Raw genomic sequence first — 22,390 nt, 5'->3', positions numbered from 1 at the left:
GGATTTACCGAAAGGCCGACATGATAGCCGAGCCTGGCACTTCGGTGACGCGCGGCAGATGAGCGATATCAGTCCTTGCGCGAAAAATCCGCACGCAACAGGGTCTGGACGATGCTGCCGCCCTGCGCGTTCGCGCGCACCGCGACCGCCATCGACGGCATGACGAACAGCACGCCGTCCTGCCCGTCCCAGGTGTCGAGCAACTGCTCCAGCTCGCGCCCCAGCGATTCCGGCCGCTTGAGCTGCTGCGCCAGTTGCGCCGCGCACTTGCCGTCATTGCCCGTGCGGCGCGGACACTCGTCGACGCGCACGAACGGCGTCTTGCTCTCGCGCAAGCGCGCGGACAATTGCGCCACCACCGCTGCCGGTGCGCCTTCCAGATACAGGTGGTAGGACGGCACACGGCAGCAGCCCCTGGACAGCAACAGCAAACCGACCCCGGCACCAAAGGCGTTTACAGGGGCTGACGGCACGTAGGCAAACGGCGGCGCGTCGCCATCGCCCGGCAAAGTCCGGCGCAGCTCGGCGGCGTGCGGCCTGCGCCAGCCCGGCAGACAGGCGGCATTGGCGGCGGCAAAACAGGTCCGGTAGCCGGTTTGATCGCTGATAAACAATTCCTCGACCGCATTGCGCGCGCCGGCCGCGCCCGGCACGACGCCGTCCGGCCTGACCTCCCAGCCGCCCGCGCCGTTCTTGTGCCATGCCAGCGCCGTGCGCGACCAGGCCCACAGCCGCTCGTACGGGTTGAATTGGTAGATCGGCGCGTCCGCCAGGTAGACTCTCGGCAGCGGGATCGGCTCGCGCCGCTTGCCGTCCGCATCGACCACCAGCACCACGGACGGCGCATATTCGCTGTCGACATAGGCAAACGATGCCCCGTCGGGCGAGATGGCCGCCAGAACATAGGCTTGCAGGTAGCCGTCGCCTTCGGGCGGACTGGGCAGCGCGGTGGTTTTCAGCGGCAGGCCACGCAACAGGAAACCGGGACGCTGATCGACGGGGAAATAGCGCACGCCCGGGGACAGGGGGAAGCCATGCATATACGTCTCGTTGCCACGGTAGCCGTATTCCGACGCCGCAATCTTCTCGACCACGGCCTTGCCCGCCTGCTCGTGGACCAGCGCCAGCATGCCATCGTCTTCCTGCCGCTTGACGAAATACACGGGCTGGGCGAAATCGGTCCAGCGTTCGATGCCATCGGTGGCCTTGACGACGATTTTGTCCTTATGTATCAGCCGCATGGAGTGATTCTCGGTGGACATCAGGGAGCCGCCGCCCTGGCGGTACTCGACCGACAAGGCGGCAAACCGCCCGTAGGTATCGGCCTTGGTCACCTTTTCGCCGCGCCGCAGCACGGCGGCATATTCGCCCGTGGCCGGCTCCGTGTAAGGCCAGCAGCCAGTCAGCAGTAGGAAAGCGGTGGCGCAACACCAGCGATACCGTGCGAAAATTTTCATGCGTCGTCAGCCCTTCAGGTCAGGACTGCCCGCCCATGCTGCAAATTCGGCAATCTTGCAGGCATTCTACGGCAGATTCAGGACTGGCTCAGGACTGATTCGTTTGCGGCTGTTGCGCGAGGATGGCGTCGAGCAAGCCGGGGAAACGGCTCTCGATATCGGCGCGGCGCAGGGTATTCATGTGCGTCGTGCCCGCGTTTTCCGTGTAGACGAGGCCCGCTTCGCGCAAGACCTTGAAATGGTGGGAAACGGTCGATTTCGGCCGCCCGCCGTCGAGGTCGCCGCAAGCGGCCGCGTCGACTCTGGCCAGGTGGCGCACGATGTCGAGGCGTATGGAATCGCTCAAGGCGTAGAGCACGCGCTCGAGGACGAATTCGCTGGCGGGAGGATGTTTGTGTGGGCGCATGAGCACAATCATACAGCATGCGCTATACTAATTCCATTCTTCGAATATTTACGAACTACCGAATCAGTTTAATCTTACTTTTCTGAAAACCAACACAAAGGCCACCATGTCCGCCCTCTTCCAACCCTACACCCTCAAAAACGTCACCTTGCGCAACCGCATCGCCGTGCCGCCCATGTGCCAGTACATGGCCGTCGATGGCCAGGCCAACGACTGGCATCTGTCGCATTATGCGGGCATGGCCCGTGGCGGCGCCGGGCTGGTGATCGTCGAAGCGACGGCCGTGGCGCCCGAAGGCCGCATCACGCCAGGCTGCACGGGGATCTGGAACGATGACCTGGCGCAAGCCTTCGTGCCCGTCGTGAAAGCCATCAAGGCGGCCGGCTCCGTGCCCGGCATCCAGATCGCCCACGCGGGCCGCAAGGCCAGCGCCAACCGCCCATGGGAAGGCGACGACCACATTGCTGAAGGCGACGCGCGCGGCTGGCAAACCATCGCCCCGTCCGCCATCGCCTTCGGCGGCGGCCTGCCGAAAGTGCCGCGCGCCATGGACCTCGACGATATCGCCCGCGTGAAACAAAACTTCGTCGACGCGGCCATCCGCGCCCGCGAAGTGGGCTTCGAGTGGCTGGAACTGCACTTCGCCCATGGCTACCTGGCGCAAAGCTTCTTTTCCGCCCACTCGAACCAGCGCGACGACATCTATGGCGGCAGCGTGGAAAACCGCAGCCGCTTCCTGCTGGAAACATTGAAAGCCGTGCGTGAAGTGTGGCCCGAGCAGCTGCCGCTGACCATCCGTTTCGGCGTGCTGGAATTCGACGGCCGCGACGAGCAAACCCTGCTCGAATCCATCGGCCTCGTGCGCCAGTTCAAGGATGCGGGCATGGACATGATCAGCGTCAGCATGGGCTTTACCATTCCCGACGTGTCGATTCCGTGGGGCCCGGCCTTCATGGGACCGATTGCCGAGCGCGTGCGCCGCGGAGCGGGCGTGCCCGTCTCGTCCGCCTGGGGCTTCGGTACGCCGGCCATCGCCGAGCGCGTCATCAAGGAAGAACAGCTGGACGTGGTGATGGTCGGCAAGGCGCACCTGGCCAATCCGCACTGGGCATACTTTGCCGCCAAGGAACTCGGCGTGGAGCGCGCCTCGTGGACCCTGCCGGCGCCGTACGCGCACTGGCTCGAGCGCTACTGATCGTCCTTCACCGTTGCCGGATGCCCCTCCAGGGGCAATTCCGGAAGGAACAGCAGGAAGACCAGTCCCACCAGCAGCAGCACGGCGCCGGCGCCAAACACGCTGGCGATAGCATGACGGTACACCTCGACCGTCTGCACCGCCGCCTGCGCGCCCAGCGCCGACACGGCTTCCACGCCATGCTTGTGCAGCTGGTGCGCGAGGATGGCGCCGGACGCCGTCACGCCCAGCAAGCCGCCCAGCGAGCGGAAAAAGGCCAGCATGGCCGTGCCCACGCCGCGGCGTGCCAGGGGCAAGGCATTTTGCACGGCGATCGTCATGTTCGGCATCACCAGTCCCAGTCCCGTACCGAGCAGGAAGATGGCCGGCTCGATGATCCAGTAACCGCGCGACGTTTCCATGGCCCAGGCCAGCACGGCAAACGCCAGCAGCGCCACGGCCAATCCCGCCACCTGCACCATCTTGTACTTGCCCGAGCGCGACAGCACCCGGCCGTTGAACATCGACGACGCCACCAGCCCCACCATCATCGCCACCGTCATCACGCCGGACTCCGCCGGGCTGGTGCCCATCACCAGTTGGAAGAACAGGGGGAAGAAGACGCTGGCGCCCATCAGCCCCATGAAAGTCATGGCCATCACCAGGCTGGCGATATTGAAGGTGCGGTTCTCGAACAGGTCGGGCGGCAGCACGGGTTCGTCCACCCTGCCCACGTGCACCGCCAGCCAGATACCAAGCAGCACGGCGACGCCGCCGCACACCTTGATGGCGAGAGAGTCCCACGGCCACTCGGTACCGCCCAGCGCCAGCACCAGCAGGGCCGCCGTGATGGCGCCCGTCAGCAAGGCGGAACCCAGGTAGTCGATCTTGTGCGCATGCGTGCGCGCCGGCTTGCGCATGGCGCGCGCGATGATGACGAAGGCGGCCGCGCCGATGGGCAGGTTGACATAAAAAATCCAATGCCACGACAGGGCATCCGTGATGACGCCGCCCAGCACCGGACCCAGCACGCTGGTGACGGCAAACACGACGGGCACCATGCCCTGCCGCTTGCCCCGCTCGGCCGGCGGCACGATGTCGCCGATGATGATTTGCGCCAGCGGCATGAAGCCGCCCGCACCGAGGCCCTGGATGGCGCGGAAGATGATCAGCTCCGTCATGTTCTGCGCCAGCCCGCACAGCACGGAACCGAGCAAAAAGGTCAGCAGGGCCGTGAAGATCATGGGACGGCGGCCGTACTGGTCGGCCAGCTTGCCGTACAGGGGCATGGTGGCCGTCGAGGCCAGCACATACGCCGTGACCACCCACGACAGATGCGCCATGCCGCCCAGGTCGTCGACGATGCGCGGCAAGGCCGTGGCGACGATGCTCTGGTCCAGCGCGCCGAGGCCCAGCACGGCCATCAGGCCAAGATAGATGGCGCGCACTTCTCGCTCGGTGACGGGTTTCGCGGCGTCTTTGTCTGCGCCTGCGGTGCGATCGTGGCCGCTCATGCCTGGCCGATCTCAAGCAGCGGCTGCATGGCGGCTTCCAGCGCATCGACCTGCTGCGGCGACAAGCGGGCGATGCGCCGCGCCAGCGCATCGCGGCGCCGCGCGCGCAAGGTGTCGAGGATCGCCAGACCTTGCGCGGACACGTGCAGACCCGAACGCCGGCGGTCCTGCGGATCGGGCGCGCTGCGCTCGACGAGACCCGCCTCTTCGAGCGACTTGACCTGGGCGCTGACGGTCGGCCCGCGCACATTCTGCAGCCGCGCCAGCGCGGCCACGCCGATGCCGGGCTGCTCGTGGATCAGGGCCAGCAGCATGTACTGCATCATCGATACGCCGCCCTCCAGCTCGCCCCCTTCGCGCTGCATGGAGCGCAACAGGCGCTTGAACGCCACGCGCAGGTCATCGGACAGCGCCAGCGCGCGCTCGGGGATGGGAAGGTCTTCGGCAGTGGGCATGGAATGAGTTAAATAGGTAGACTATCTACCTATACTAGACCGTGCATGAGGGCCACGCAAGGCTTTTTTCCGTCCTTGCCCCGTCCAGCCCTTCCCAAAACCGCCATTGGCCGTCATAATAGCCGCCCTTGGGTCGTTAGCTCAGCTGGTAGAGCAGCGGACTTTTAATCCGTTGGTCGCAGGTTCGAATCCCGCACGGCCTACCAAGATTCAGCCGTCATCATGGCAATCATGTTGATACGGCACAGCGTTACCGCAGTAGTAGTAAAAAGTTTTTGGGTCGTTAGCTCAGCTGGTAGAGCAGCGGACTTTTAATCCGTTGGTCGCAGGTTCGAATCCCGCACGGCCTACCAAATACTTCAGAGAAGCCAACCGTTCGCGGTTGGCTTTTTGCATTTTTTGTCACTATGCTCATGCTACGCATGGCGTCGCCACAAAATAGTCTCTCCACTCTCATTGAAAAACCAATACACAACGCCACCTTCCACGGGCAAACACCGATAAACCACTCACAGGAATCCATGTATGGATACGGCACGTGATACAAGAACCCTCGATTTGGTCGAATGCGAGGAGCTTTGGACCATGGAGACAGTGGATCGCAACGGTTTTATCTGCCGTGGATGCACCACCCAGGTATTTCCTGCGTCGTTCGATAAAGAGCACAACAAAAAGCGTCCGTACTTCACGCTAGGGCCGAGCAACAAGCATCAGGCGGGTTGTGATATTGACGGCGAGGACAAGATCATCAAGCGCGCAAAGAAAGAGCGCGTTGGCACGCCGGAAGGGTTTCCACTACCGTTTCCCAGCAAATTGATACTCACCGACAACCGTCCCGTTGAAGCTAAAGACCTCGTTACGCAAGGATTATCCGGCAGCACAAGGACAAGCAGCGCGTCGGATAAAAATTCCGCCACGCAACGCAAGTATCACGGACATTCAGTAAAGAGTATTCGACCCGCATGCCGTGCATTCATTCAGCTCCCAAACGACCGCGACTTTCTGCCTCTCGAGATACCTGGTGTCGCAGGCAACACCTATGCCAAAATCTTCACTTACCTGGGTAGCAAAAAGCCAGAACCATTCAAGCTTCCAACCCGGCTTTATTACGCTGCAATCCGCTGGACAGCAAGGCCACTGATAGCAGAAGAGTACTGCGAGCTGACGCTTAACGCAGGTGAATGGAGCCAAGAAACGGGGGGATACAAGACGCTTTGCAAAGTGCGCGTGAACTGGGCAAGTTGGAGTAAGGTCCGTCGCAATACGTTGCTACGCGAATTCACCACGACTCGCGAAGAAGCCATCGAGCAAGCAAAGCATAACAAGCAGATCAAAGGATGGGTTTTCTTCGTCGGCACTCAGGACCCTACCGACCCAAGCATTTTTCATATGGACAATTACCAACTGATCTGCTGCCTTTCAACGGAACTGATTTGGCCATCAAAGAAGTAGCGTTAAGAAGTAGCGTTCCCAAAGGACGGCCAATACAACGCACGACGTTATTGGGATCGCGGGATAGGGGTCAGGATTGGGGCCAAGTCCGGCATTCGTACACGATTTCAGCCTTGACCATCTCTATCTACAGCAAGTTACTCCTTAGCAAATACCTATATTATTCGATTAGCTGCCTTCCCCATACCTGCCCGGCGTCACCCCCAGCACCCGCTTGAACATGGCGATGAAGGCGCTGACGTTGTCGTAGCCCAGGTCCAGCGCAATCGTCGTGACGGGCTGGCCGGCGGCCAAGAGTTCCAGGGCGCGCAGGATGCGGGCGCGCTGGCGCCAGGCGGAGGGCGTAAAGCCCGTCTCGATCGTGAATCGGCGCGCCAGGGTGCGCGGGGACACGCCGACCCAGGCGGCCAGCGCTTCCACGCCACGCTCGTCGGCGAGGTCGTCAAGCACGGCGCGCGCCACGCGCAGCAGGCGCGGGTCCGTGGGCAGGGGCAAGCCGAAGGATTCGTGCGGCGCGGTGGCGATCTCGTCGAGGATCACGCCCGCCACCCGGGCCTGCCGCGCATCCAGCGCGCCATCGTCCCAGGCGCTGGCGCGGCCCACCGCCTCGCGCAGCAAGCCCGAGACGCGCATCACGCACGGCGCGGCGGGCAAGCCGGCGCAGCTGGCCTCGTCCACATACACGCTCCAGCCAGCAAACGGGCCGTGCGAACGCAGCGCGTGCATATGATGGGGCGGCATCCACACGCAGTGGCTGGCCGGCACCACCCACTGGCCGCTGTCGGCCGTGACGGAGAGCAAGCCCCGCATGGCGCCGAACAGCTGGCCGCTGGCATGGCGGTGCGCCGCCGTCACCCTTTCCTGCGGCTGGACAATGCGCATGGCGCGCAGCAACGGTGCTGGCGGCAAGATTGGCGGATTTGACGTATCGAATGACATAAACAACGCAGGCAAGACAATCCGGCCATCATACAGTGAAGTCTTTCCAACCTTCAGGAGTTCACCATGCGTGCAGAAGACGTCTTACCGGATCAACAAAACCAGGGCCAGTTCAATGGCGTCACCGTGCGCAAGGGCACGGTGGGCGCCTTTCTCGCCAATGCCCGGCTATGGCTGGACGATACGAGCAGCATCGACGACAAGGCCATCGCCGAGCGCGACATTGCCGACGCCCTGCCCGCCCTGCATGCGCTGGGGCTGTTCGAGATCCTGCAGGTGCGCGATGCGGCGCTGCGCGAACTGGTGGCCGCGTCCGCCGCGTAAGCTGGGTGACTCGTCCCCGGCGCGCATTTCCTCTATCATGCTGCTTTGCCCGCCTTCGCACCCGCCATGCCGTTTACCATTGCCGCCCCCGTCCACAGCGAACTGATCATCAAGAAAAGCCGTTTCATCGGTTGCGTGCAGCCGATGACGGACCGCGCCAGCGCGCAGCAGGTGGTCAATGACTTGAAGGCGCAGCATCCGGGCGCCTGCCATGTGTGCTGGGCGCTGCTGGCGGGCGGGCAGTCGGCGGCCGTCGACGATGGCGAACCGAGCGGCACGGCCGGGCGGCCCATGCTCGACGTGCTGCGCCACCAGGACCTGGAAGGCGTGCTGGCCACCGTCGTGCGCTACTTCGGCGGGATCAAGCTCGGTGCGGGAGGCCTGGTGCGCGCCTACACGGACAGCGTGGCGCAAGCGTTGTTGCAGGCGGAAAAAACGGCCATCGTGCGCCAGCGCAGCCTGCGCTGCACGGTGCCGTATGCGATGGAAGGCATGCTGCGCCGCGAACTCGACGGCGCCGGTGCCACCTTGCTGAACGTGGAGCACGGCGACGCCGTGCTGTTCGACTTCAGCCTGCCCGAAACGGCGGCCACCGCCCTGCTGGCCCATCTGCATGAGGCGGGCAATGGACGGATACAGTGGCTGGACGCGCAGGATAGCGACGGCGAGTCATAGTCAACAGGCGCATTGCTGCCGGGCGCCACCGATAACAAGCGAGCATTTATCCAGGCACTACACATCCAACAAATTTCTATTTTTTCAATTGAACACCAGTCATGGACTGCATTATTTGAAATAATAATTTCACCAAATTCCGCCAAGAAAATTTCCTGACGACCTGGATGCGGCTATCTGTACATCGATTTCTCCACCCTAAGTCGAATGTCACTCAGCCGCTTTCCAAACACGACCGCATCGCGCACAGTGGACAGATGGTAACGCATGCATCGTGCCAGCGCCTCAGCTGTCGATAAGCAAAGACGTCAAGGCCTCTGCCAGAATGATATGAATGCAGACTGGAGCAATAGGTGCAGCACACCTCACTCCGGCTAAGGTATCGACTAACGCCGACAACCCTTACAAGCTGATTCGCAAGATTGCCATGAGCACGCACCATCCATCGCAGTTTCCAGTGCGCCTACGCTACTCATACCATCTGTCACTTCCCCGAAAACCAGCACTCGGTCACATGAAAATATATACATTTAGGAGTATTCCTATATCGATAAAAATATTCCCATGTAGAGTACAAAAGCGTGGGAATAGCCATGTTTCCACGTAAAGAATATTTTCACTTGATTCCCCCATAATATATTACGCAGGATAGTACTGCAGCTTGATTTTTCCGCGTACTGGCAAGAGAATTTATGGTATCACCCTCATCCGCGTGCGTGTCAAGATAATGTTTCGAATGATGCAGATTCCAAAAATTTATCAATAGGGCAAAAAATTAGCCCCGCAACGAATAGGCACCCCTACCCATCAGCACATAATATATAAAAATACTGCATTTAAATTAAACACCATCACCCAACTAAAACCATAAGGCGACAAAGAATATGAAATACTTCCGATTTTCATTGCAAAAAATCAGCCTCTCTTTCTTTCTATTTTTCTCCTTATGCACGGCTGCATTTGCTGACATACCTGCAGGAGGCGCTATTTACTCCTACCTGCTTGGCTCGTCTGAAATCAAAAAAATTGACGCGGTAACTTTGAAAATAATAAATACCATTCCCGTGCCGGAAAATGAATACCTAAGTAAACTTGAGGTAGATCCTAGTGGCGAACATATTTATGCAGTTCGGTCTACTGTTTCCAATGATGGCACGGCCATGCATGATGTTGTTGTTTTTAATGCAAAAACAGATTCTTTCGAGAGAAGTTTCTCCTTACCCAATGATCGTTTTTCGCCTAATGATCGAGCTGGCAGAATCTATGGATTTGTTTTTACGCCGAATGGGGAGAAACTCTATATTCCATTACCGGAATCACACAATGTTGTCGTAATGGATGGTAATGCGAGTCAGGTTTTGAGCGTGATAAAAGTTGGAGCAACACCATTTTCTTCTGCCATCTCGCCTGACGGTGTGCGGCTGTATGTACCTAATTTTTCCGACGGATCGATAAGCGTGATCGACACTGCAACAGACAGCGTTTACGCCACTATCGATGTAAAATCACTCGGCAGTCCTGAACAACTTAAAGTTAGCCCCGATGGAAAATCGGCATATCTTCTAGTTAACGGAGTAGGTAACTATATCAAGAAATTAGTCATCATTGATGCAAGCAGCAATTCTATTTCCCATGTCATTTCACTCGATGGAGCGTTTCCAATTTATGCCGCATCTTTTTCACCGGATGGAAAAAAATTCTATCTTGCAGGTGCTAGCAGGGCCAACTGGCTCATGGGGGCTATATACGTGTTTGATACGGAAAATACAATACTCACCAAAACTATCACCTCGCCATCCATGGGATTAATAAATAATATAGCATTGAGCAAAGATGGGTATCGAGTTTTAGTTGGCGCTGGGATGATGAATGAAAGTCAATTTCCGCTGTTGTCAATGGATCCCAGCAACGAGACTATTTCGGTCACTGTTCCGGCCTGGAAAAATAACGCCCCCCGCCCTAGTTGGATGACATCATATACGGAATTAGTCGTTGTGAACCCAACATCTTCTTGTTCCCGGACAAATTAAATAAATATCGTGGCTATGCAGAATCATAGCCATTAGCTGGCCCATGAACGTCGCTCTTCCCAGCAATTTCATGGGTTTTTCACAAGCTGTTTTTCCCTCCACGCATCTAACAATGTTTAATCAGCTTTTGCGCCGCGCGCAGTTTGACGGCATCTGAATAAGTCGCCATGAAAGAGTCGGATTTCGACGCTATCACGTGGAATTGCTCGCCCAGTTTTTGGATTTCAATAATGATATATCGCTCCCGCTACGACACTTCCAGCAATCAAGTCCTGCCTGGTCGCTTGATCTGCAGCAAGATGAAATGCGTCCACGCCAGCGCCGGCAGCACCAGCAATAGCAGCATCAGTCCGGCCGGCATGTCCGGCACGAAACGCACGAAGCAGGCAAGAAAACTCGCGATGGCCAGCCAGAAGCGCCAGTTGAAGGCATAGGCCTTGCGCGCCACCGTCGCCAGCGCGATGCGCCAGAATTCCAGCAAGGCCCACAGGCCGCCCGTCAGCAGCAGCGCGGCCAGCGCGTTGGTGCCGGGGGCGTCGGCCCAGGTGCGCACCAGGTTGTACAACAGCAAGGGATAGCCGGCCGTGATGGCCAGGGTGGCCGGGCCGGCGGCGATGACAGCTTCAAACAGCTGCCCTTTGGAACGATGATCCACTAAATGATGCTCCTCAAGCCACGACGCCGGAATGGGCGGCGATCACTTGCAGCGCGCCGGCCGCATTGTGCGCCCAGACGCGCGTAAAACGGAAGTCGCCATGCGTTTCCACGTCGTGATAGCTGCCCGTCAACTGCATGCGCACGGAGACGACGGCCACGTGGCCGTTGATGCGCACATGGCGCTCGGAAGCGCGCAGATCGGTGATGGTCAGCAGACGCTGCTCATGCGCGGCCAGGTCAGCATGCTTGCTCAGCAAATGGCCCAGGTGATTGGTAAACAGCAAATCGTCGGCCAGCAAATCGTTCAGCACGGCCACGTCGGAGGCCATCATGGCCAGGCGCAAGCGTTCTTCCGCATCGAGTACCTGTACTTCCGTTAAAGCATTCATCTTTTTCCTTATTAAAATAACGGGCGCATATTAGCAAACGGGAAAACCATGCTGGCACGAAATAGCCAATTTCACAATCATCCGAAAGACTTATGCCTGTGGAGCATATTTATATAGCGTAATATTCGCAGCGGTATGGCGCAAAACACCCCCATAGTACTGTACAGTGCTTGCCCTTTCGCCCCAGGCTGGGGCAGCAATGACTTGTAGTAAAGTGCTCTCCGCAGTCTCGAATAAAACCAAGATAAGGCCCCTACATGGCAATTAACATCATTCTGAACCTGCTCGTTGCGCTGGTCGTCTTCGCCTTCATGTTCCACCAGCAACGCAAACACGCGACGTTCACGGTACGCGTCTTCACGGGCCTGGGCCTGGGTGTGCTGCTGGGCGCGGCCGTGCAGGCCGTCTACGGCGCCGGCTCGCCCATCATCGCGGGCACCAATGAATATATCGACATCGTCGGCAGCGGCTATGTCAAACTGCTGCAGATGATCATCATGCCGCTGATCATGGTGTCCATCATTTCCGCCATTTTAAAGCTCAAGGACGCCAGTTCGCTGGGCAAGATCAGCGCGCTGACCATCGGCACCCTGCTCATCACCACCACGATCGCCGCCGCGATCGGCATCCTGATGGCCAAGCTGTTCGGCCTGACGGCTATCGGCCTGACGTCGAGCGCGGCCGAAGTGGCGCGCGGCGTGCAGCTGCAAGGCTCGCTGGAAACGGCAAAAGCCCTGTCCCTGCCGAAACTGCTGGTCAGCTTCGTGCCGACCAATCCCTTCCTCGACATGACGGGTGCGCGCAAGACGTCGACCATCGCCGTGGTGGTGTTCTCGATCTTCATCGGCATCTCGGCCACGGGCATCGCCGCGAAAAAGCCGGAAATCTTCGCCTCCTTCGAGCACTTCATGAAAGTGGCGCACGCCATCGTCATGCGCATGGTCACCCTGGTGCTGCGCCTGACGCCGTACGGCGTGTTCGCGCTGATGTTTGAAGTGGTGGCCTCGTCGAGCTACACGGACATCTTGAAATTGATCAACTTCGTCGTCGCCTCGTACAGCGCGCTGATATTGATGTTCCTCGTGCACCTGGCCATCATCGCGGGCGTGGGCCTGAACCCGCTGCGCTTCGTCAAGAAAGTCTTCCCCGTGCTGGCTTTCGCCTTCACCTCGCGCACCAGCGCCGGCTCGATCCCGATGAGCGTGCAGACGCAAACCCAGCGCCTGGGCACGCCGGAAGGCATCGCCAACTTCGCCGCCTCGTTCGGCTCGACCATCGGCCAGAATGGCTGCGCCGGCATCTATCCTGCCATGCTGGCCGTGATGATCGCCCCGACAGTCGGCGTCGATCCATTTACGCTCAGCTTCCTGCTGCCGCTGCTGGCCATCATCACCATCGGTTCCGTCGGCGTGGCCGGCGTAGGCGGCGGCGCCACGTTTGCCGCCCTGATCGTGCTGTCGGCGATGGACTTGCCCGTCGCGCTGGCCGGCTTGCTGATCTCCGTCGAACCGCTGATCGACATGGGCCGCACGGCCCTGAACGTGAGCGGCTCGATTACGGCCGGCACCGTCACCAGCCGCGTCATGGGCGAAACCGACCTGGCCGTCTACAACAGCGACGACGCGCCTGACCTGGATGAGGCGGAACACGCCGCCTAGAACGCATAACCAAACCTACTGCGCGTCGCGGGTTGCGGTTTCCGATGCTCACTGGCTCGGCGCCCCCGTACCTTCGCACAGTTCCGCTTCTCAAGCCAACGGGGGCGCCGAGCCTCGCTTCCGCTCGCTACGGTTTTGTTAAGCGTTCTTAAGCGCGTCCAGCCACACCAGCGGCGCGCCGCGCCCTGCCGCTTTCGTCTATATTGGATCGCAATCAATATGGAGGAAGGCGCGAGGCGATGGAGCAGAAATGGCCGCAGCAAATCTGGATCGTGCGTCACGGCCAAAGCGCCGGCAACGTGGCGCGCGATGCCGCCGAAGCGGAAAAACAGTTATTAATCGCCATCGCCGAGCGCGATGTCGATGTCCCCCTCTCCGAGCTTGGCGCGCGCCAGGCGCACGCCCTCGGCGACTGGTTCGCCACCCTCCCCCCTGAACAACAACCGACCGTCGTGCTGTACTCGCCGTATGTGCGCGCCCACCAGACGGCGCAAGCCGTGCTGGCGCGCATCGATGCGGACAGCTTGAGCGCCGTGGTGGCCGACGAGCGCCTGCGCGAAAAGGAATTCGGCATCCTCGACCGCCTGACCGTGCACGGCATCGCCAGCAAATATCCGGAACTGTACGAACAGCGCCAGCACGTGGGCAAGTTCTATTTCCGCCCGCCGGGCGGCGAAAGCTGGTGCGACGTCATCCTGCGCCTGCGCAGCGTGCTCGACACCATCACCCGCGAATACCGGGGCGAACGCGTGCTGATCGTCGGCCACCAGGTCATCGTCAATTGCTTCCGCTACCTGCTCGAGCGCTGTGACGAGCAAGCCATCCTGGCCATCGACAAGGCGGCCGACGTGCCCAACTGCGGCATCACCTCGTATGCCTTCAACCCCGCCCTGGGCAGGCACGGCAAGCTGCAGCTGGACCTGTGCAACTTCGTCGCGCCGCTGGAAGCGGCCGGCACACCCGTCACGGCCCAGCCCGACATGCCGGCGGCGCCGAAATCCTGATCTTTCGGAGGTCATCCATGGACGCCATCGACATCACGCCTTCCCTGCTGCGCTCCTGGCCCCTGCCCATGCCCCAGCCCGACGGCGACAAGGAAGTGCGCGGCCACCTGCTGATCGTCGCCGGCTCCGAGGAAATGCCGGGCGCCATCGTGCTGGCGGCCACGGCCGCCCTGCGCGCGGGCGCGGGCAAGCTGACCCTGGCGACGGGCGCGTCGGTGGCGGCGCAGGTGGCCGTCGCCATGCCCGAGGCGCGGGTCATCGGCCTCGATGAAACGGTGCAGGGCGGCTTTCGCCACGAAGCGCGGCACCAGCTGGCGCCGCTGGCCGGCAAGGTCGATGCCGTGCTCGTCGGGCCAGGCATGTGCGACACGGCCGCCAGCTGCGAACTGATGCGCCACCTGCTGCCCCTGTTTGCCGGCAGCCGGCTGATCCTCGACGCCTGCGCCATGCAGGTCGTGCGCCAGCCCGCCAACTTCCGCTTCGACCAGCCCGCGCTGCTGACGCCGCACGCGGGCGAGCTGGCCCAGCTGATGGGCCTGTCGAAGGATGCCGTGCTGGCCGACCCGCATGGCTGCGCCGTGGAAGCGGCGCGGCGCTGGCATGCCATCGTCGCCCTGAAAGGCGCGCTGACCGTCATCGCCATGCCCGATGGCAGCACGTGGACGCACGCGGGCGGCAATATCGGCCTGGCCATCTCCGGTTCCGGCGACACCCTGGCCGGCATCATCACGGGCCTGGCCGCGCGCGGCGCACCGTTGGAGCAGGCGTGCGCCTGGGGCATCGCCCTGCATGCGCTGGCGGGCGAACAGCTGGCCCTGCGCTGCGGCATGCTCGGCTACCTGGCGCGCGAAATCCCCGCCGAGATCCCCGCCCTGCTGCGTAATCTGACGCCCTGAGCTGGCGCCCTGAGCGGCGCAGCATGGAAACAACAGCATAAGCATATCCAGAAAGAATCGTTAGCCTGGGCAACGGTCTCCCTTAAGCTCATTCAACTGTTTCCAGATGACTAAGTTTAAAGGACACCGCCTTGCATCCGCGCCATTCATACGCCTCGCCCTCCCTTCCCGCCACGCCGCTGCGCGCCATCGTGCTGGCCTGCGCCATGCTGGGCGCCGCGCCCGCCTGGGTTCAGGCTGATGACACGGCCATGAGTACTGCAACGCCAGCCAGCGCCAGCATCGACCAGGTCACCGTCGTCGGTTCGCGCGCGCGCAACCGCACCGTATTCGACAGCAGCGTGCCCATCGACCGCTTCGGCGCGCGCGAAGTGAGCAATGCCCTGTCGACGGGCGACGTGGGCGCGGCCCTGCAAAACCTGTCGCCGTCGATCAACTTCCCCCGCATCGAATCGAGCGGCGCGTCGGACTCCGTGCGCGGCATCCAGTTGCGGGGCCTGGCGCCCGACCAGGTGCTGGTGCTGATCAACGGCAAGCGCCGTCACACGAGCGCCGTGCTGGACACGGAAAGCAGCTTTGCCGGCACCGTGCCGGTCGACATCAACGCCATTGCGCCGAACGCTATCGACCACATCGAAATCCTGCGCGACGGCGCGGGCGCCCAGTACGGCAGCGACGCTGTGGCGGGCGTCATCAACATCGTGCTGAAAAAGGCGCGCACGGGCGGCGCCGCTTCCGTCAGCTATGGCGCCAACCACACGCATTTCGCCCCCACCGATCAAACCCTGACGGATGGCCAGACCGTCATCGTCAACGCCGACTACGGCGTGCCGCTGGGCGAGGCGGGATTCTTCCGCTTCGGCGCGGAAACGCGGCGCCGCTCGCCCACGGAGCGGGCCGGCCCCAGCGACGCCGGCTGGACGTCCTACAACTTCACGCCGGCCGACCAGGCGCTCGACGGCAAGGTGCTGTTCAAGTCGGGCGACTCGCGCCAGCGCAACAACTACCTGTTCTACAACACCCAGCTCACCCTGGCCAACGGCCTGGACCTGTACTCGTTTGCCACGCTCAACGAACGCAAGTCCGACGGCAGCGCCTACTTCCGCTATCCGGGCGACCCGTCGAATGTACTGGCCCTGTATCCGCACGGCTACCGCCCCGTCACCAACGGCGACAAGCGCGACCTCAGCATCGTGGCCGGCGTGCGCGGCAGCGCGGGCGAGTGGAACTGGGATGCCAGCGCACGCCATGGCAGCGACCGTTTTGACTACGGCGTGAGCCACTCCGTCAACGCCTCGCTGGGCGCGGCCAGCCCCACGCGTTTCAAGCTGGCCGGCTTCGACTTCCGCCAGAACGCCCTGAACCTTGATGCCACGCGCAGCCTCGACATCGGCTTGCCCGCCCCATTGAGCGTGGCCGTGGGCGCCGAATGGATGCGCGAAACCTACCAAAGCTCGGCTGGCGACGCCGCTTCGTATGCGGCCGGCAGCTTCACCGATGCGCCACCGGGCGCCCAGGCCGGTCCCGGACTGCGCCCATCGGACGCCTATGACGGCAGCCGGCAAATCCGCTCCGTGTATGCGGACGTGGAAAGCGATCTCACGCCGCGCCTGCTGGTGGGCGCCGCTGCCCGCCATTCCCGCTACAGCGACTTCGGCAGCGCCAGCACGGGCAAGTTGTCCACGCGCTATAAAGTGACGGAGAATTTCCTCGTGCGCGGCTCGCTGTCGAACAGCTTCCGCGCACCCGCCCTCGTGCAGACGGGGTTCCGCTTCGCCACCTTGAACTTCAACGCCGATGGCACGGCCCTGCAAACGGCGGCCCTGCTGCCGGCCAGCGACCCGCTGGCGCGCAGCTTCGGCGCGCAACAGCTGAAGCCGGAAAAATCCACCAACCTGTCCCTGGGCCTGGCCTGGAAACCGGCCGCCGCCACCAGCGTGACGGTGGACGCCTACGTGATCCGCATCCGCGACCGCATCACGCGCTCGAGCGACTTGCAAAGCGACGCCGTCACGGCCTACCTGGCCGCGAATGGCCGCGGCGATATCCAGTCCGTGGCCTACCTGGCCAACCTGCTCGACACGCGGACAAAAGGCCTGGACGTGGTGCTGAACCACGACTTGGCCTTCACGTCAGGCAAGCTGAACCTGAATGCGGCCCTGAACCTGAACAAGACCAGTCTCGACAAGGTGCGCCAAAGTTCCACCGCGCTGGCCGCCATCGATCCCAGTCTGACCCTGCTGACGGAGACGAGTTTGTTCCGCATCAAACATGCGTCACCCGCCAGCAAATTGATCCTCGGTGCCGACTGGCAGGCGGCCGACTGGGGCGTGCAGGCGCGCGCCACGCGCTTTGGCGAGCTGAAAGATTTTTCCTACGACAGCGATGCGCCCTTGATCGACGGCATCCCCGCGCAGCGCTTCGGTGCCGTCTGGTCGCTGGACCTGGAAGGGCAGTTAAAACTGAGCAAGCAGCTGACCCTGAGCGTGGGCGGCAACAATATCCTCGACCGCTATCCGCAGCGCGTGCGGGAAACGAACAACGCCACATATGGCGGCGCCCTGCCCTACAATTTCATCAACCCCATCGGCGTCAATGGCGCCTACTTTTACGCTAAATTAAGCTACACGTTCTGACACGGACAAGGATAAATCATGATCATCAAACGAATCTCCCACCTCGTCGCCGGTGCCTGCCTGAGCGCCCTCCTGTTGTCCAGCGCCCAGGCCGCCGCGCCGCTGGTGCTGATGACGGACTTCGGCACGGCCGACGGCGCCGTGTCCGCCATGCATGGCGTCGCCTATGGTGTCGATCCCCAGCTCACCATCTCGGACCTGACGCACCAGATTCCCGACTACGACATCTGGCTGGGCGCCTACCGTTTGTACCAGACGGCCAATTACTGGCCGCAAGGCACCGTGTTCGTCTCCGTCATCGACCCGGGCGTAGGCACGGCGCGCAAGTCGGTGGTGCTGAAAACCAAGGGCGGACGCTACTTCGTGGGCCCGGACAACGGCCTGTTCACCCTGATCGCCGAGCGCGACGGCGTGGCGGAACTGCGCGAAATCGATGAACAGGTCAACCGCCTGGCGGGCTCCGCCGAGTCGTACACCTTCCATGGCCGCGACGTGTACGCCTACGTGGGCGCGCGCCTGGCGTCGGGCGCCATCACGTACGAACAGGTGGGCCCGCCATTGCCCAGCGAATCCGTGGTCAAGATCGCGTACCAAAAACCTGTGCGCGACGGCAATACCATCCGTGGCATCGTGCCCGTGCTCGATGTGAAATATGGCAATGTCTGGACGAATATCCCGAAGTCCCTGCTCGACGAATTGCAGGTGAAACTGCACGATCCGCTGCAAGTGCGCATCTTGCACAAGGGTAAGCAAGTGGCCAAGGTCACGGCGCCGTTCGAACACACGTTTGGCGGCGTCGCCAAGGGCAAGCCGCTGGTCTACCTGAACAGCCTGCTCGACGTGGCCGTGGCCATCAGCCAGGGCGACTTTGCCGCCAAACACCACGTCGCGTCGGGCGTGGATTGGGAAGTGGAAGTGAGCAAGGTCCCTGCCGCCAAATAAGGCCCTTGCCCGCGGCCGGGACGTCCTGTCCTGGCCCTTTCTTTCTCGTTCACGTGGCGCGTTTGCGCCATATCAAAACGGATCGCCGATCCTGCTGCCGATGGCCACTGATTTGTAAATCCCGTGAACCTGCGCGCGCCTGCCCACTCTAATTTTTGCAAGCGATGCCAGCCTTGCTACGACGGCCTGCCCGCACCGTGGCAGGCAACTGGCGAGGTATGACTACCCACGACAGCTTTCCAACGAGAAAGGAACAATCATGACGGCTCCATTCCTTAGCACCAGCAAGCTTGTCCTCGGCACCGCCATCGTGTGCGCGCTGCTGGGCGGCTGCAACAAGCACAACGAGACCACCACCGCCCCGGCCACGCCGGCCGCCACACCCGGCACGGGCGGCAGCGGCACCTCGGGCACCAGCGGCACCACCACGCCGGACACCACCACGCCCACCACGCCATCCGTAGCACCGGGCACGACCACCAATCCCGACGGCACGACCACGCCGCCGGCCACCACCCCGCCTGCCAATGGCACCACGCCGGGTACCGGAACCGGAACGGGGACAGGCACCACGCCACCGCCGCGCAGCAGCTAACAACCGCGTCCCGGCGGTCGACCTGGCTGCAAGCCTTCAGCACAATACGCAAAAAAGAGCCTTCCGACGAAGGCTCTTTTTCTTGCACATCACATCACATCAATTCTCCCTGCCACGGCGCGTCAGTGGGCCGGCACCGCCTTGCCAGCCGCCCGGGCGCTCAGCGCCTGGTGATCCGCCGCCAGGAACAGATACATGGCAGGCACCACGAACAGGGTAAACAAGGTGCCGATGGACAGGCCCGTAAAAATCACCAACCCCATCGCATGACGCCCGGCAGCGCCCGCGCCCGAAGCGATCACCAGCGGCAGCACGCCAAACACCATGGCCGCCGTCGTCATCAGGATGGGACGCAGGCGCACGGCGGCGGCCTCTTCCACCGCCTCGCGCTTGCTCTTGCCCGTCTTTTGCAGCTGATTGGCCACTTCCACGATCAGGATGCCATGCTTGCTGATCAATCCCATCAGGGTCACCAGGCCCACCTCCGTGTAGATATTGACCGATGCAAAGCCGAGGAAGATGAACATGGTCGCGCCAAACAGGGCCAGCGGCACGGAAACGAGGATCACGACGGGGTCGCGGAAGCTCTCGAACTGCGCCGCCAGCGCCAGGAAGACGATCACCACGGCAAACAGCATGGTGACGATGAAGCCGCCCGATTCCTGCACGAACTGGCGCGACTGCCCCGCGTAATCGGCCGTGTAGCCGCTGGGCGCCACCTGGGCCAGCGTCTCGCGCATGAAGCCCAGCACCTCGCCCTGCGAGGCGCCGGACACGCCGGAAAGCGTCACGGAATTGAGCTGCTGGAAGCGGTTGATCGACTCGGGCACGACATCGTACTGGATATGCGCGACGGTACTGGCCGGTATCATCGTGCCGTTGGGCGTCTTGATATGGAAATCCAGCACGGCCGACGGATTGAGGCGGTCGACCTGCAGCACCTGCGGGATCACTTTATACGAACGCCCGGTGATGGAAAAGTAATTGACGTAACCGCCGCCCAAGGCCGCGCCCAGCGCCTGCCCCACATCCTGCTGCGTCATGCCCAGCGCGGCGACGCTGTCGCGGTCGACCGCCACGGTGGCTTGCGGCTTGTCGATTTTCAAGTCCGTATCGATGAAATAGAACTTGCCCGATGCGCGCGCCTTCTCCAGCACCTGCTGCGCGATGGCATCGAGGTTTTCAAACGGTTCCGTGGTAGCGATGACGAATTGCACGGGCAAGCCAGAGGAACCGGGCAAGGCGGGAAACTGGAAGGCGGCCACGCGCGCGCCGGCGATCTTGTTCCAGCCCGCCTGCAAGTCTTGCTGCACTTCCTGGGCGCTGCGCGTGCGCTGGTCCCAGGGCGTCATCAGCATGCCGCCAAAACCCGAGTTGACCGTCGGCACGCCCGTGATCTGGAACATCTGGCTGTATTCGGGCATGGCCTTGGCCACCTGGTAGATTTGCTCCGCATACACTTGCATCTGGTCCGACGTGGCCGTCGGGTCGCCCACCACCTGCGACAGCACGACGCCCTGGTCTTCCTCGGGCGCCAGCTCGGACTGCGACATCTTGAACATCAGCCCCAGCACCACCATCAATAGCGCCGCCATGACGATGAGCACCACCCAGGTGTCGAGCAGCGCATGCAGCAGGCGTTGATACGTGTCGTGCACCTTGCCGAAGACGCGGTCGATGGCTTGCACGAAGCGGCCGCTGTCCTGTTCCGGACGGAAAAAGCGTGAACACATCATGGGCGACAGGGTCAGGGCCACCACGCCCGACACGGCCACGGCGCCGGCCAGGGTGAAGGCGAATTCCGTGAACAGCGCCCCCGTCAGGCCGCCCTGGAAACCGATGGGCACGTACACGGCGATGAGCACCACCGTCATGGCCAGAATCGGGCTGCCCAGTTCGCGCGCCGCCAGCAGGCTGGCTTCCAGCGGCGGCTGGCCCTGCTTCATGTGGCGGTCCACGTTTTCCACCACGATGATGGCGTCGTCGACCACCAGGCCGATGGCCAGCACGATGGCCAGCAAGGTCAGCAAGTTGATGGAATAGCCGAGCGCCAGCATGGCCGTAAACGTGCCGATCAGGGACAGCGGCATGGCGATCACGGGCACGATCACGGCCCGCAGGCTGCCCAGGAACAGATAGATGACGATGGTGACGATCAGCAGCGCCTCGGCCAGGGTCTTGATGACTTCCTTGATCGAGGTATTGATGAAGAAGGTCGAGTCGTACACGATTTCGCCCGTCAGCCCGGCCGGCAGCTGGGACTGGATGCCGGGGAAGACGGCGCGCACGCGCTTGGCCACGTCGAGGATATTGGCTTCCGGCGCCACCTTGATGCCGATGAAGACGGAGCGCACGCCGCTGAAGGCCACGTTGAAATCATAGTTTTCAGAACCCAGCACGACGGTGGCCAGGTCTTCCAGCCGCACGATGGAGTCGCCGCTGCGCTTGACGACGAGCTTCCTGAATTCCTCGACCGAATGCAGGTCCGTGCCGGCCGTCAGGGGGACGGTCACCATCTGGCCCTTGCTGGCCCCCAGCGCGGCCAGGTAATTGTTATTGCCCAGGGCCGTACTGACCTCGGCCGCCGTCACGCCGAACGCGGCCATCCTGTCCGCGTCCAGCCAGGCACGCAGGGCGAACTGGCGCGCGCCCAGCAGTTCCGCCGTCTGCACGCCGCTGACGGAGTCGAGCTTGGGCTTGACGACGCGGCTCAGGTAATCCGTCACATTATTCGTCGGCAAGGTATTACTGTAAAAGCCCAGGTACATGGCGTCCGTCGTCTGCCCCATCTGCACCGTCAGCACGGGCGTTTGCGCCTGGGCCGGTAACTGGTTCTTCACGGAACTGACCTGGGTGTTGATTTCCGTCAAAGCCCGGTTCGCGTCGTAATTGAGGCGCAAGGTGGCCGTGATGGTCGACACGCCGCTGCTGCTGGACGAAGACAGGTAATCGATGCCCTGCGCCTGGGCAATGGCCGATTCCAGTGGCTGCGTAATGAAACCGGCCACCGTCTGCGCGTCGGCGCCGTAATAGGTGGTGGAGATCGTCACGACGGCGTTCTGCGTCTTCGGATACTGGTTGATGGGCAAGCTGAACAGGGAGCGCAAGCCCAGCACCACCAGCAGCAGGCTCACCACCATGGCCAGCACGGGCCGGCGGATAAAGAGATCGGTGAAGTTCATGGCGG

19 protein-coding genes and 2 tRNA genes are annotated in these 22,390 nt (G+C 62.0%); 13 read left to right on the top strand and 8 right to left on the bottom strand.

Annotated features, from left to right (window positions below; translation table 11 throughout):
- Positions 1-68 precede the first annotated feature (68 nt).
- Complete coding sequence (locus AC07VH_RS28580; RefSeq protein WP_494789360.1) at positions 69-1,457, bottom strand: hypothetical protein; 1,389 nt, start codon at positions 1,455-1,457, stop codon at positions 69-71.
- A gap of 88 nt (positions 1,458-1,545) precedes the next feature.
- Positions 1,546-1,863 (bottom strand): ArsR/SmtB family transcription factor, encoded by a 318-nt coding sequence (locus tag AC07VH_RS28575; RefSeq protein ID WP_070224713.1) that lies wholly within the window; start codon positions 1,861-1,863, stop codon positions 1,546-1,548.
- 106 nt (positions 1,864-1,969) lie between these two features.
- On the opposite strand from AC07VH_RS28575, the gene AC07VH_RS28570 reads away from it, so the two are divergent.
- Complete coding sequence (locus AC07VH_RS28570) at positions 1,970-3,058, top strand: NADH:flavin oxidoreductase/NADH oxidase (protein ID WP_494789359.1); 1,089 nt, start codon at positions 1,970-1,972, stop codon at positions 3,056-3,058.
- Here AC07VH_RS28570 and AC07VH_RS28565 read toward each other — a convergent pair.
- Together AC07VH_RS28565 and AC07VH_RS28560 are read right to left on the bottom strand one after the other, a co-directional pair.
- Complete coding sequence (locus tag AC07VH_RS28565) at positions 3,052-4,551, bottom strand: MDR family MFS transporter (protein ID WP_494789358.1); 1,500 nt, start codon at positions 4,549-4,551, stop codon at positions 3,052-3,054. The genes AC07VH_RS28570 and AC07VH_RS28565 overlap by 7 nt on opposite strands.
- Positions 4,548-5,006 carry a MarR family winged helix-turn-helix transcriptional regulator gene (locus AC07VH_RS28560; protein ID WP_494789357.1) on the bottom strand — a complete coding sequence of 153 codons (459 nt, stop codon included), beginning with the start codon at positions 5,004-5,006 and terminating at the stop codon, positions 4,548-4,550. The genes AC07VH_RS28565 and AC07VH_RS28560 overlap by 4 nt, the downstream gene beginning before the upstream one ends.
- Before the next feature lie 130 nt (positions 5,007-5,136).
- Between AC07VH_RS28560 and AC07VH_RS28555 the strand changes: the two genes are divergently transcribed.
- From AC07VH_RS28555 to AC07VH_RS28545, 3 genes are all read left to right on the top strand, one after another.
- Positions 5,137-5,212: transfer RNA gene (locus AC07VH_RS28555), tRNA-Lys, on the top strand.
- Positions 5,213-5,283: 71 nt separating this feature from the next.
- A tRNA-Lys gene (locus tag AC07VH_RS28550) sits at positions 5,284-5,359 on the top strand.
- A 172-nt stretch (positions 5,360-5,531) separates the two neighbouring features.
- On the top strand, positions 5,532-6,458 hold the full coding sequence (locus tag AC07VH_RS28545) for a hypothetical protein (RefSeq protein ID WP_494789356.1): 927 nt from the start codon (positions 5,532-5,534) through the stop codon (positions 6,456-6,458).
- Positions 6,459-6,626: 168 nt separating this feature from the next.
- Here the strand turns inward: AC07VH_RS28545 and AC07VH_RS28540 are convergent, their stop codons facing one another.
- Complete coding sequence (locus tag AC07VH_RS28540) at positions 6,627-7,340, bottom strand: AraC family transcriptional regulator (protein ID WP_494804041.1); 714 nt, start codon at positions 7,338-7,340, stop codon at positions 6,627-6,629.
- Between the two features lie 123 nt (positions 7,341-7,463).
- Between AC07VH_RS28540 and AC07VH_RS28535 the strand changes: the two genes are divergently transcribed.
- The 3 genes from AC07VH_RS28535 to AC07VH_RS28525 all read left to right on the top strand — a co-directional run bounded on the left by AC07VH_RS28535 (position 7,464) and on the right by AC07VH_RS28525 (position 10,426).
- A complete protein-coding gene (locus tag AC07VH_RS28535; RefSeq protein ID WP_494789354.1) occupies positions 7,464-7,721 on the top strand; it encodes a hypothetical protein in 258 nt (85 codons plus the stop codon).
- A gap of 66 nt (positions 7,722-7,787) precedes the next feature.
- A complete protein-coding gene (locus AC07VH_RS28530) occupies positions 7,788-8,396 on the top strand; it encodes an IMPACT family protein (protein WP_494789353.1) in 609 nt (202 codons plus the stop codon).
- A gap of 884 nt (positions 8,397-9,280) precedes the next feature.
- The gene (locus AC07VH_RS28525) at positions 9,281-10,426 is read left to right on the top strand and encodes a YncE family protein (RefSeq protein WP_494789352.1); all 1,146 of its coding nucleotides are present in this window, start codon (positions 9,281-9,283) and stop codon (positions 10,424-10,426) included.
- Positions 10,427-10,691: 265 nt separating this feature from the next.
- Here the strand turns inward: AC07VH_RS28525 and AC07VH_RS28520 are convergent, their stop codons facing one another.
- A complete protein-coding gene (locus tag AC07VH_RS28520; RefSeq protein WP_489628365.1) occupies positions 10,692-11,081 on the bottom strand; it encodes a hypothetical protein in 390 nt (129 codons plus the stop codon).
- A gap of 13 nt (positions 11,082-11,094) precedes the next feature.
- Positions 11,095-11,472: a nuclear transport factor 2 family protein gene (locus AC07VH_RS28515; RefSeq protein ID WP_475416315.1), complete on the bottom strand. Its 378-nt coding sequence runs from the start codon at positions 11,470-11,472 to the stop codon at positions 11,095-11,097.
- 257 nt (positions 11,473-11,729) lie between these two features.
- On the opposite strand from AC07VH_RS28515, the gene AC07VH_RS28510 reads away from it, so the two are divergent.
- From AC07VH_RS28510 to AC07VH_RS28485, 6 genes are all read left to right on the top strand, one after another.
- Entirely contained in the window at positions 11,730-13,130 is a 1,401-nt protein-coding gene (locus AC07VH_RS28510) for an L-cystine transporter (RefSeq protein WP_494789351.1), read from the top strand.
- 239 nt (positions 13,131-13,369) lie between these two features.
- Positions 13,370-14,134 (top strand): histidine phosphatase family protein, encoded by a 765-nt coding sequence (locus AC07VH_RS28505; protein WP_494789350.1) that lies wholly within the window; start codon positions 13,370-13,372, stop codon positions 14,132-14,134.
- Positions 14,135-14,151: 17 nt separating this feature from the next.
- The gene (locus AC07VH_RS28500) at positions 14,152-15,030 is read left to right on the top strand and encodes an NAD(P)H-hydrate dehydratase (RefSeq protein ID WP_494789349.1); all 879 of its coding nucleotides are present in this window, start codon (positions 14,152-14,154) and stop codon (positions 15,028-15,030) included.
- A gap of 131 nt (positions 15,031-15,161) precedes the next feature.
- A complete protein-coding gene (locus AC07VH_RS28495) occupies positions 15,162-17,666 on the top strand; it encodes a TonB-dependent receptor plug domain-containing protein (protein WP_494789348.1) in 2,505 nt (834 codons plus the stop codon).
- An 18-nt stretch (positions 17,667-17,684) separates the two neighbouring features.
- Complete coding sequence (locus tag AC07VH_RS28490) at positions 17,685-18,608, top strand: SAM hydrolase/SAM-dependent halogenase family protein (protein ID WP_489628371.1); 924 nt, start codon at positions 17,685-17,687, stop codon at positions 18,606-18,608.
- Between the two features lie 259 nt (positions 18,609-18,867).
- The gene (locus tag AC07VH_RS28485; RefSeq protein WP_489628372.1) at positions 18,868-19,203 is read left to right on the top strand and encodes a hypothetical protein; all 336 of its coding nucleotides are present in this window, start codon (positions 18,868-18,870) and stop codon (positions 19,201-19,203) included.
- 122 nt (positions 19,204-19,325) lie between these two features.
- Here the strand turns inward: AC07VH_RS28485 and AC07VH_RS28480 are convergent, their stop codons facing one another.
- Positions 19,326-22,385 (bottom strand): efflux RND transporter permease subunit, encoded by a 3,060-nt coding sequence (locus AC07VH_RS28480; RefSeq protein ID WP_494789347.1) that lies wholly within the window; start codon positions 22,383-22,385, stop codon positions 19,326-19,328.
- Positions 22,386-22,390 lie beyond the last annotated feature (5 nt).

The sequence above is a fragment of the Janthinobacterium sp. GW821-FHT03C10 genome, from assembly GCF_059420865.1.
The sequence above is the reverse complement of the archived record's forward strand: the minus strand, read 5'-3'. Positions and strand labels throughout refer to the sequence as shown.

Bases quoted from the DNA above. Each gene is read 5' to 3' on its own strand.
- AC07VH_RS28580 (WP_494789360.1), bottom strand. From the start codon at position 1,457: ATGAAAATTTTCGCACGGTATCGCTGGTGTTGCGCCACCGCTTTCCTA.
- AC07VH_RS28575 (WP_070224713.1), bottom strand. From the start codon at position 1,863: ATGCGCCCACACAAACATCCTCCCGCCAGCGAATTCGTCCTCGAGCGC.
- AC07VH_RS28570 (WP_494789359.1), top strand. From the start codon at position 1,970: ATGTCCGCCCTCTTCCAACCCTACACCCTCAAAAACGTCACCTTGCGC.
- AC07VH_RS28565 (WP_494789358.1), bottom strand. From the start codon at position 4,551: ATGAGCGGCCACGATCGCACCGCAGGCGCAGACAAAGACGCCGCGAAA.
- AC07VH_RS28560 (WP_494789357.1), bottom strand. From the start codon at position 5,006: ATGCCCACTGCCGAAGACCTTCCCATCCCCGAGCGCGCGCTGGCGCTG.
- AC07VH_RS28545 (WP_494789356.1), top strand. From the start codon at position 5,532: ATGGATACGGCACGTGATACAAGAACCCTCGATTTGGTCGAATGCGAG.
- AC07VH_RS28540 (WP_494804041.1), bottom strand. From the start codon at position 7,340: ATGCGCATTGTCCAGCCGCAGGAAAGGGTGACGGCGGCGCACCGCCAT.
- AC07VH_RS28535 (WP_494789354.1), top strand. From the start codon at position 7,464: ATGCGTGCAGAAGACGTCTTACCGGATCAACAAAACCAGGGCCAGTTC.
- AC07VH_RS28530 (WP_494789353.1), top strand. From the start codon at position 7,788: ATGCCGTTTACCATTGCCGCCCCCGTCCACAGCGAACTGATCATCAAG.
- AC07VH_RS28525 (WP_494789352.1), top strand. From the start codon at position 9,281: ATGAAATACTTCCGATTTTCATTGCAAAAAATCAGCCTCTCTTTCTTT.
- AC07VH_RS28515 (WP_475416315.1), bottom strand. From the start codon at position 11,472: ATGAATGCTTTAACGGAAGTACAGGTACTCGATGCGGAAGAACGCTTG.
- AC07VH_RS28510 (WP_494789351.1), top strand. From the start codon at position 11,730: ATGGCAATTAACATCATTCTGAACCTGCTCGTTGCGCTGGTCGTCTTC.
- AC07VH_RS28505 (WP_494789350.1), top strand. From the start codon at position 13,370: ATGGAGCAGAAATGGCCGCAGCAAATCTGGATCGTGCGTCACGGCCAA.
- AC07VH_RS28500 (WP_494789349.1), top strand. From the start codon at position 14,152: ATGGACGCCATCGACATCACGCCTTCCCTGCTGCGCTCCTGGCCCCTG.
- AC07VH_RS28490 (WP_489628371.1), top strand. From the start codon at position 17,685: ATGATCATCAAACGAATCTCCCACCTCGTCGCCGGTGCCTGCCTGAGC.
- AC07VH_RS28485 (WP_489628372.1), top strand. From the start codon at position 18,868: ATGACGGCTCCATTCCTTAGCACCAGCAAGCTTGTCCTCGGCACCGCC.
- AC07VH_RS28480 (WP_494789347.1), bottom strand. From the start codon at position 22,385: ATGAACTTCACCGATCTCTTTATCCGCCGGCCCGTGCTGGCCATGGTG.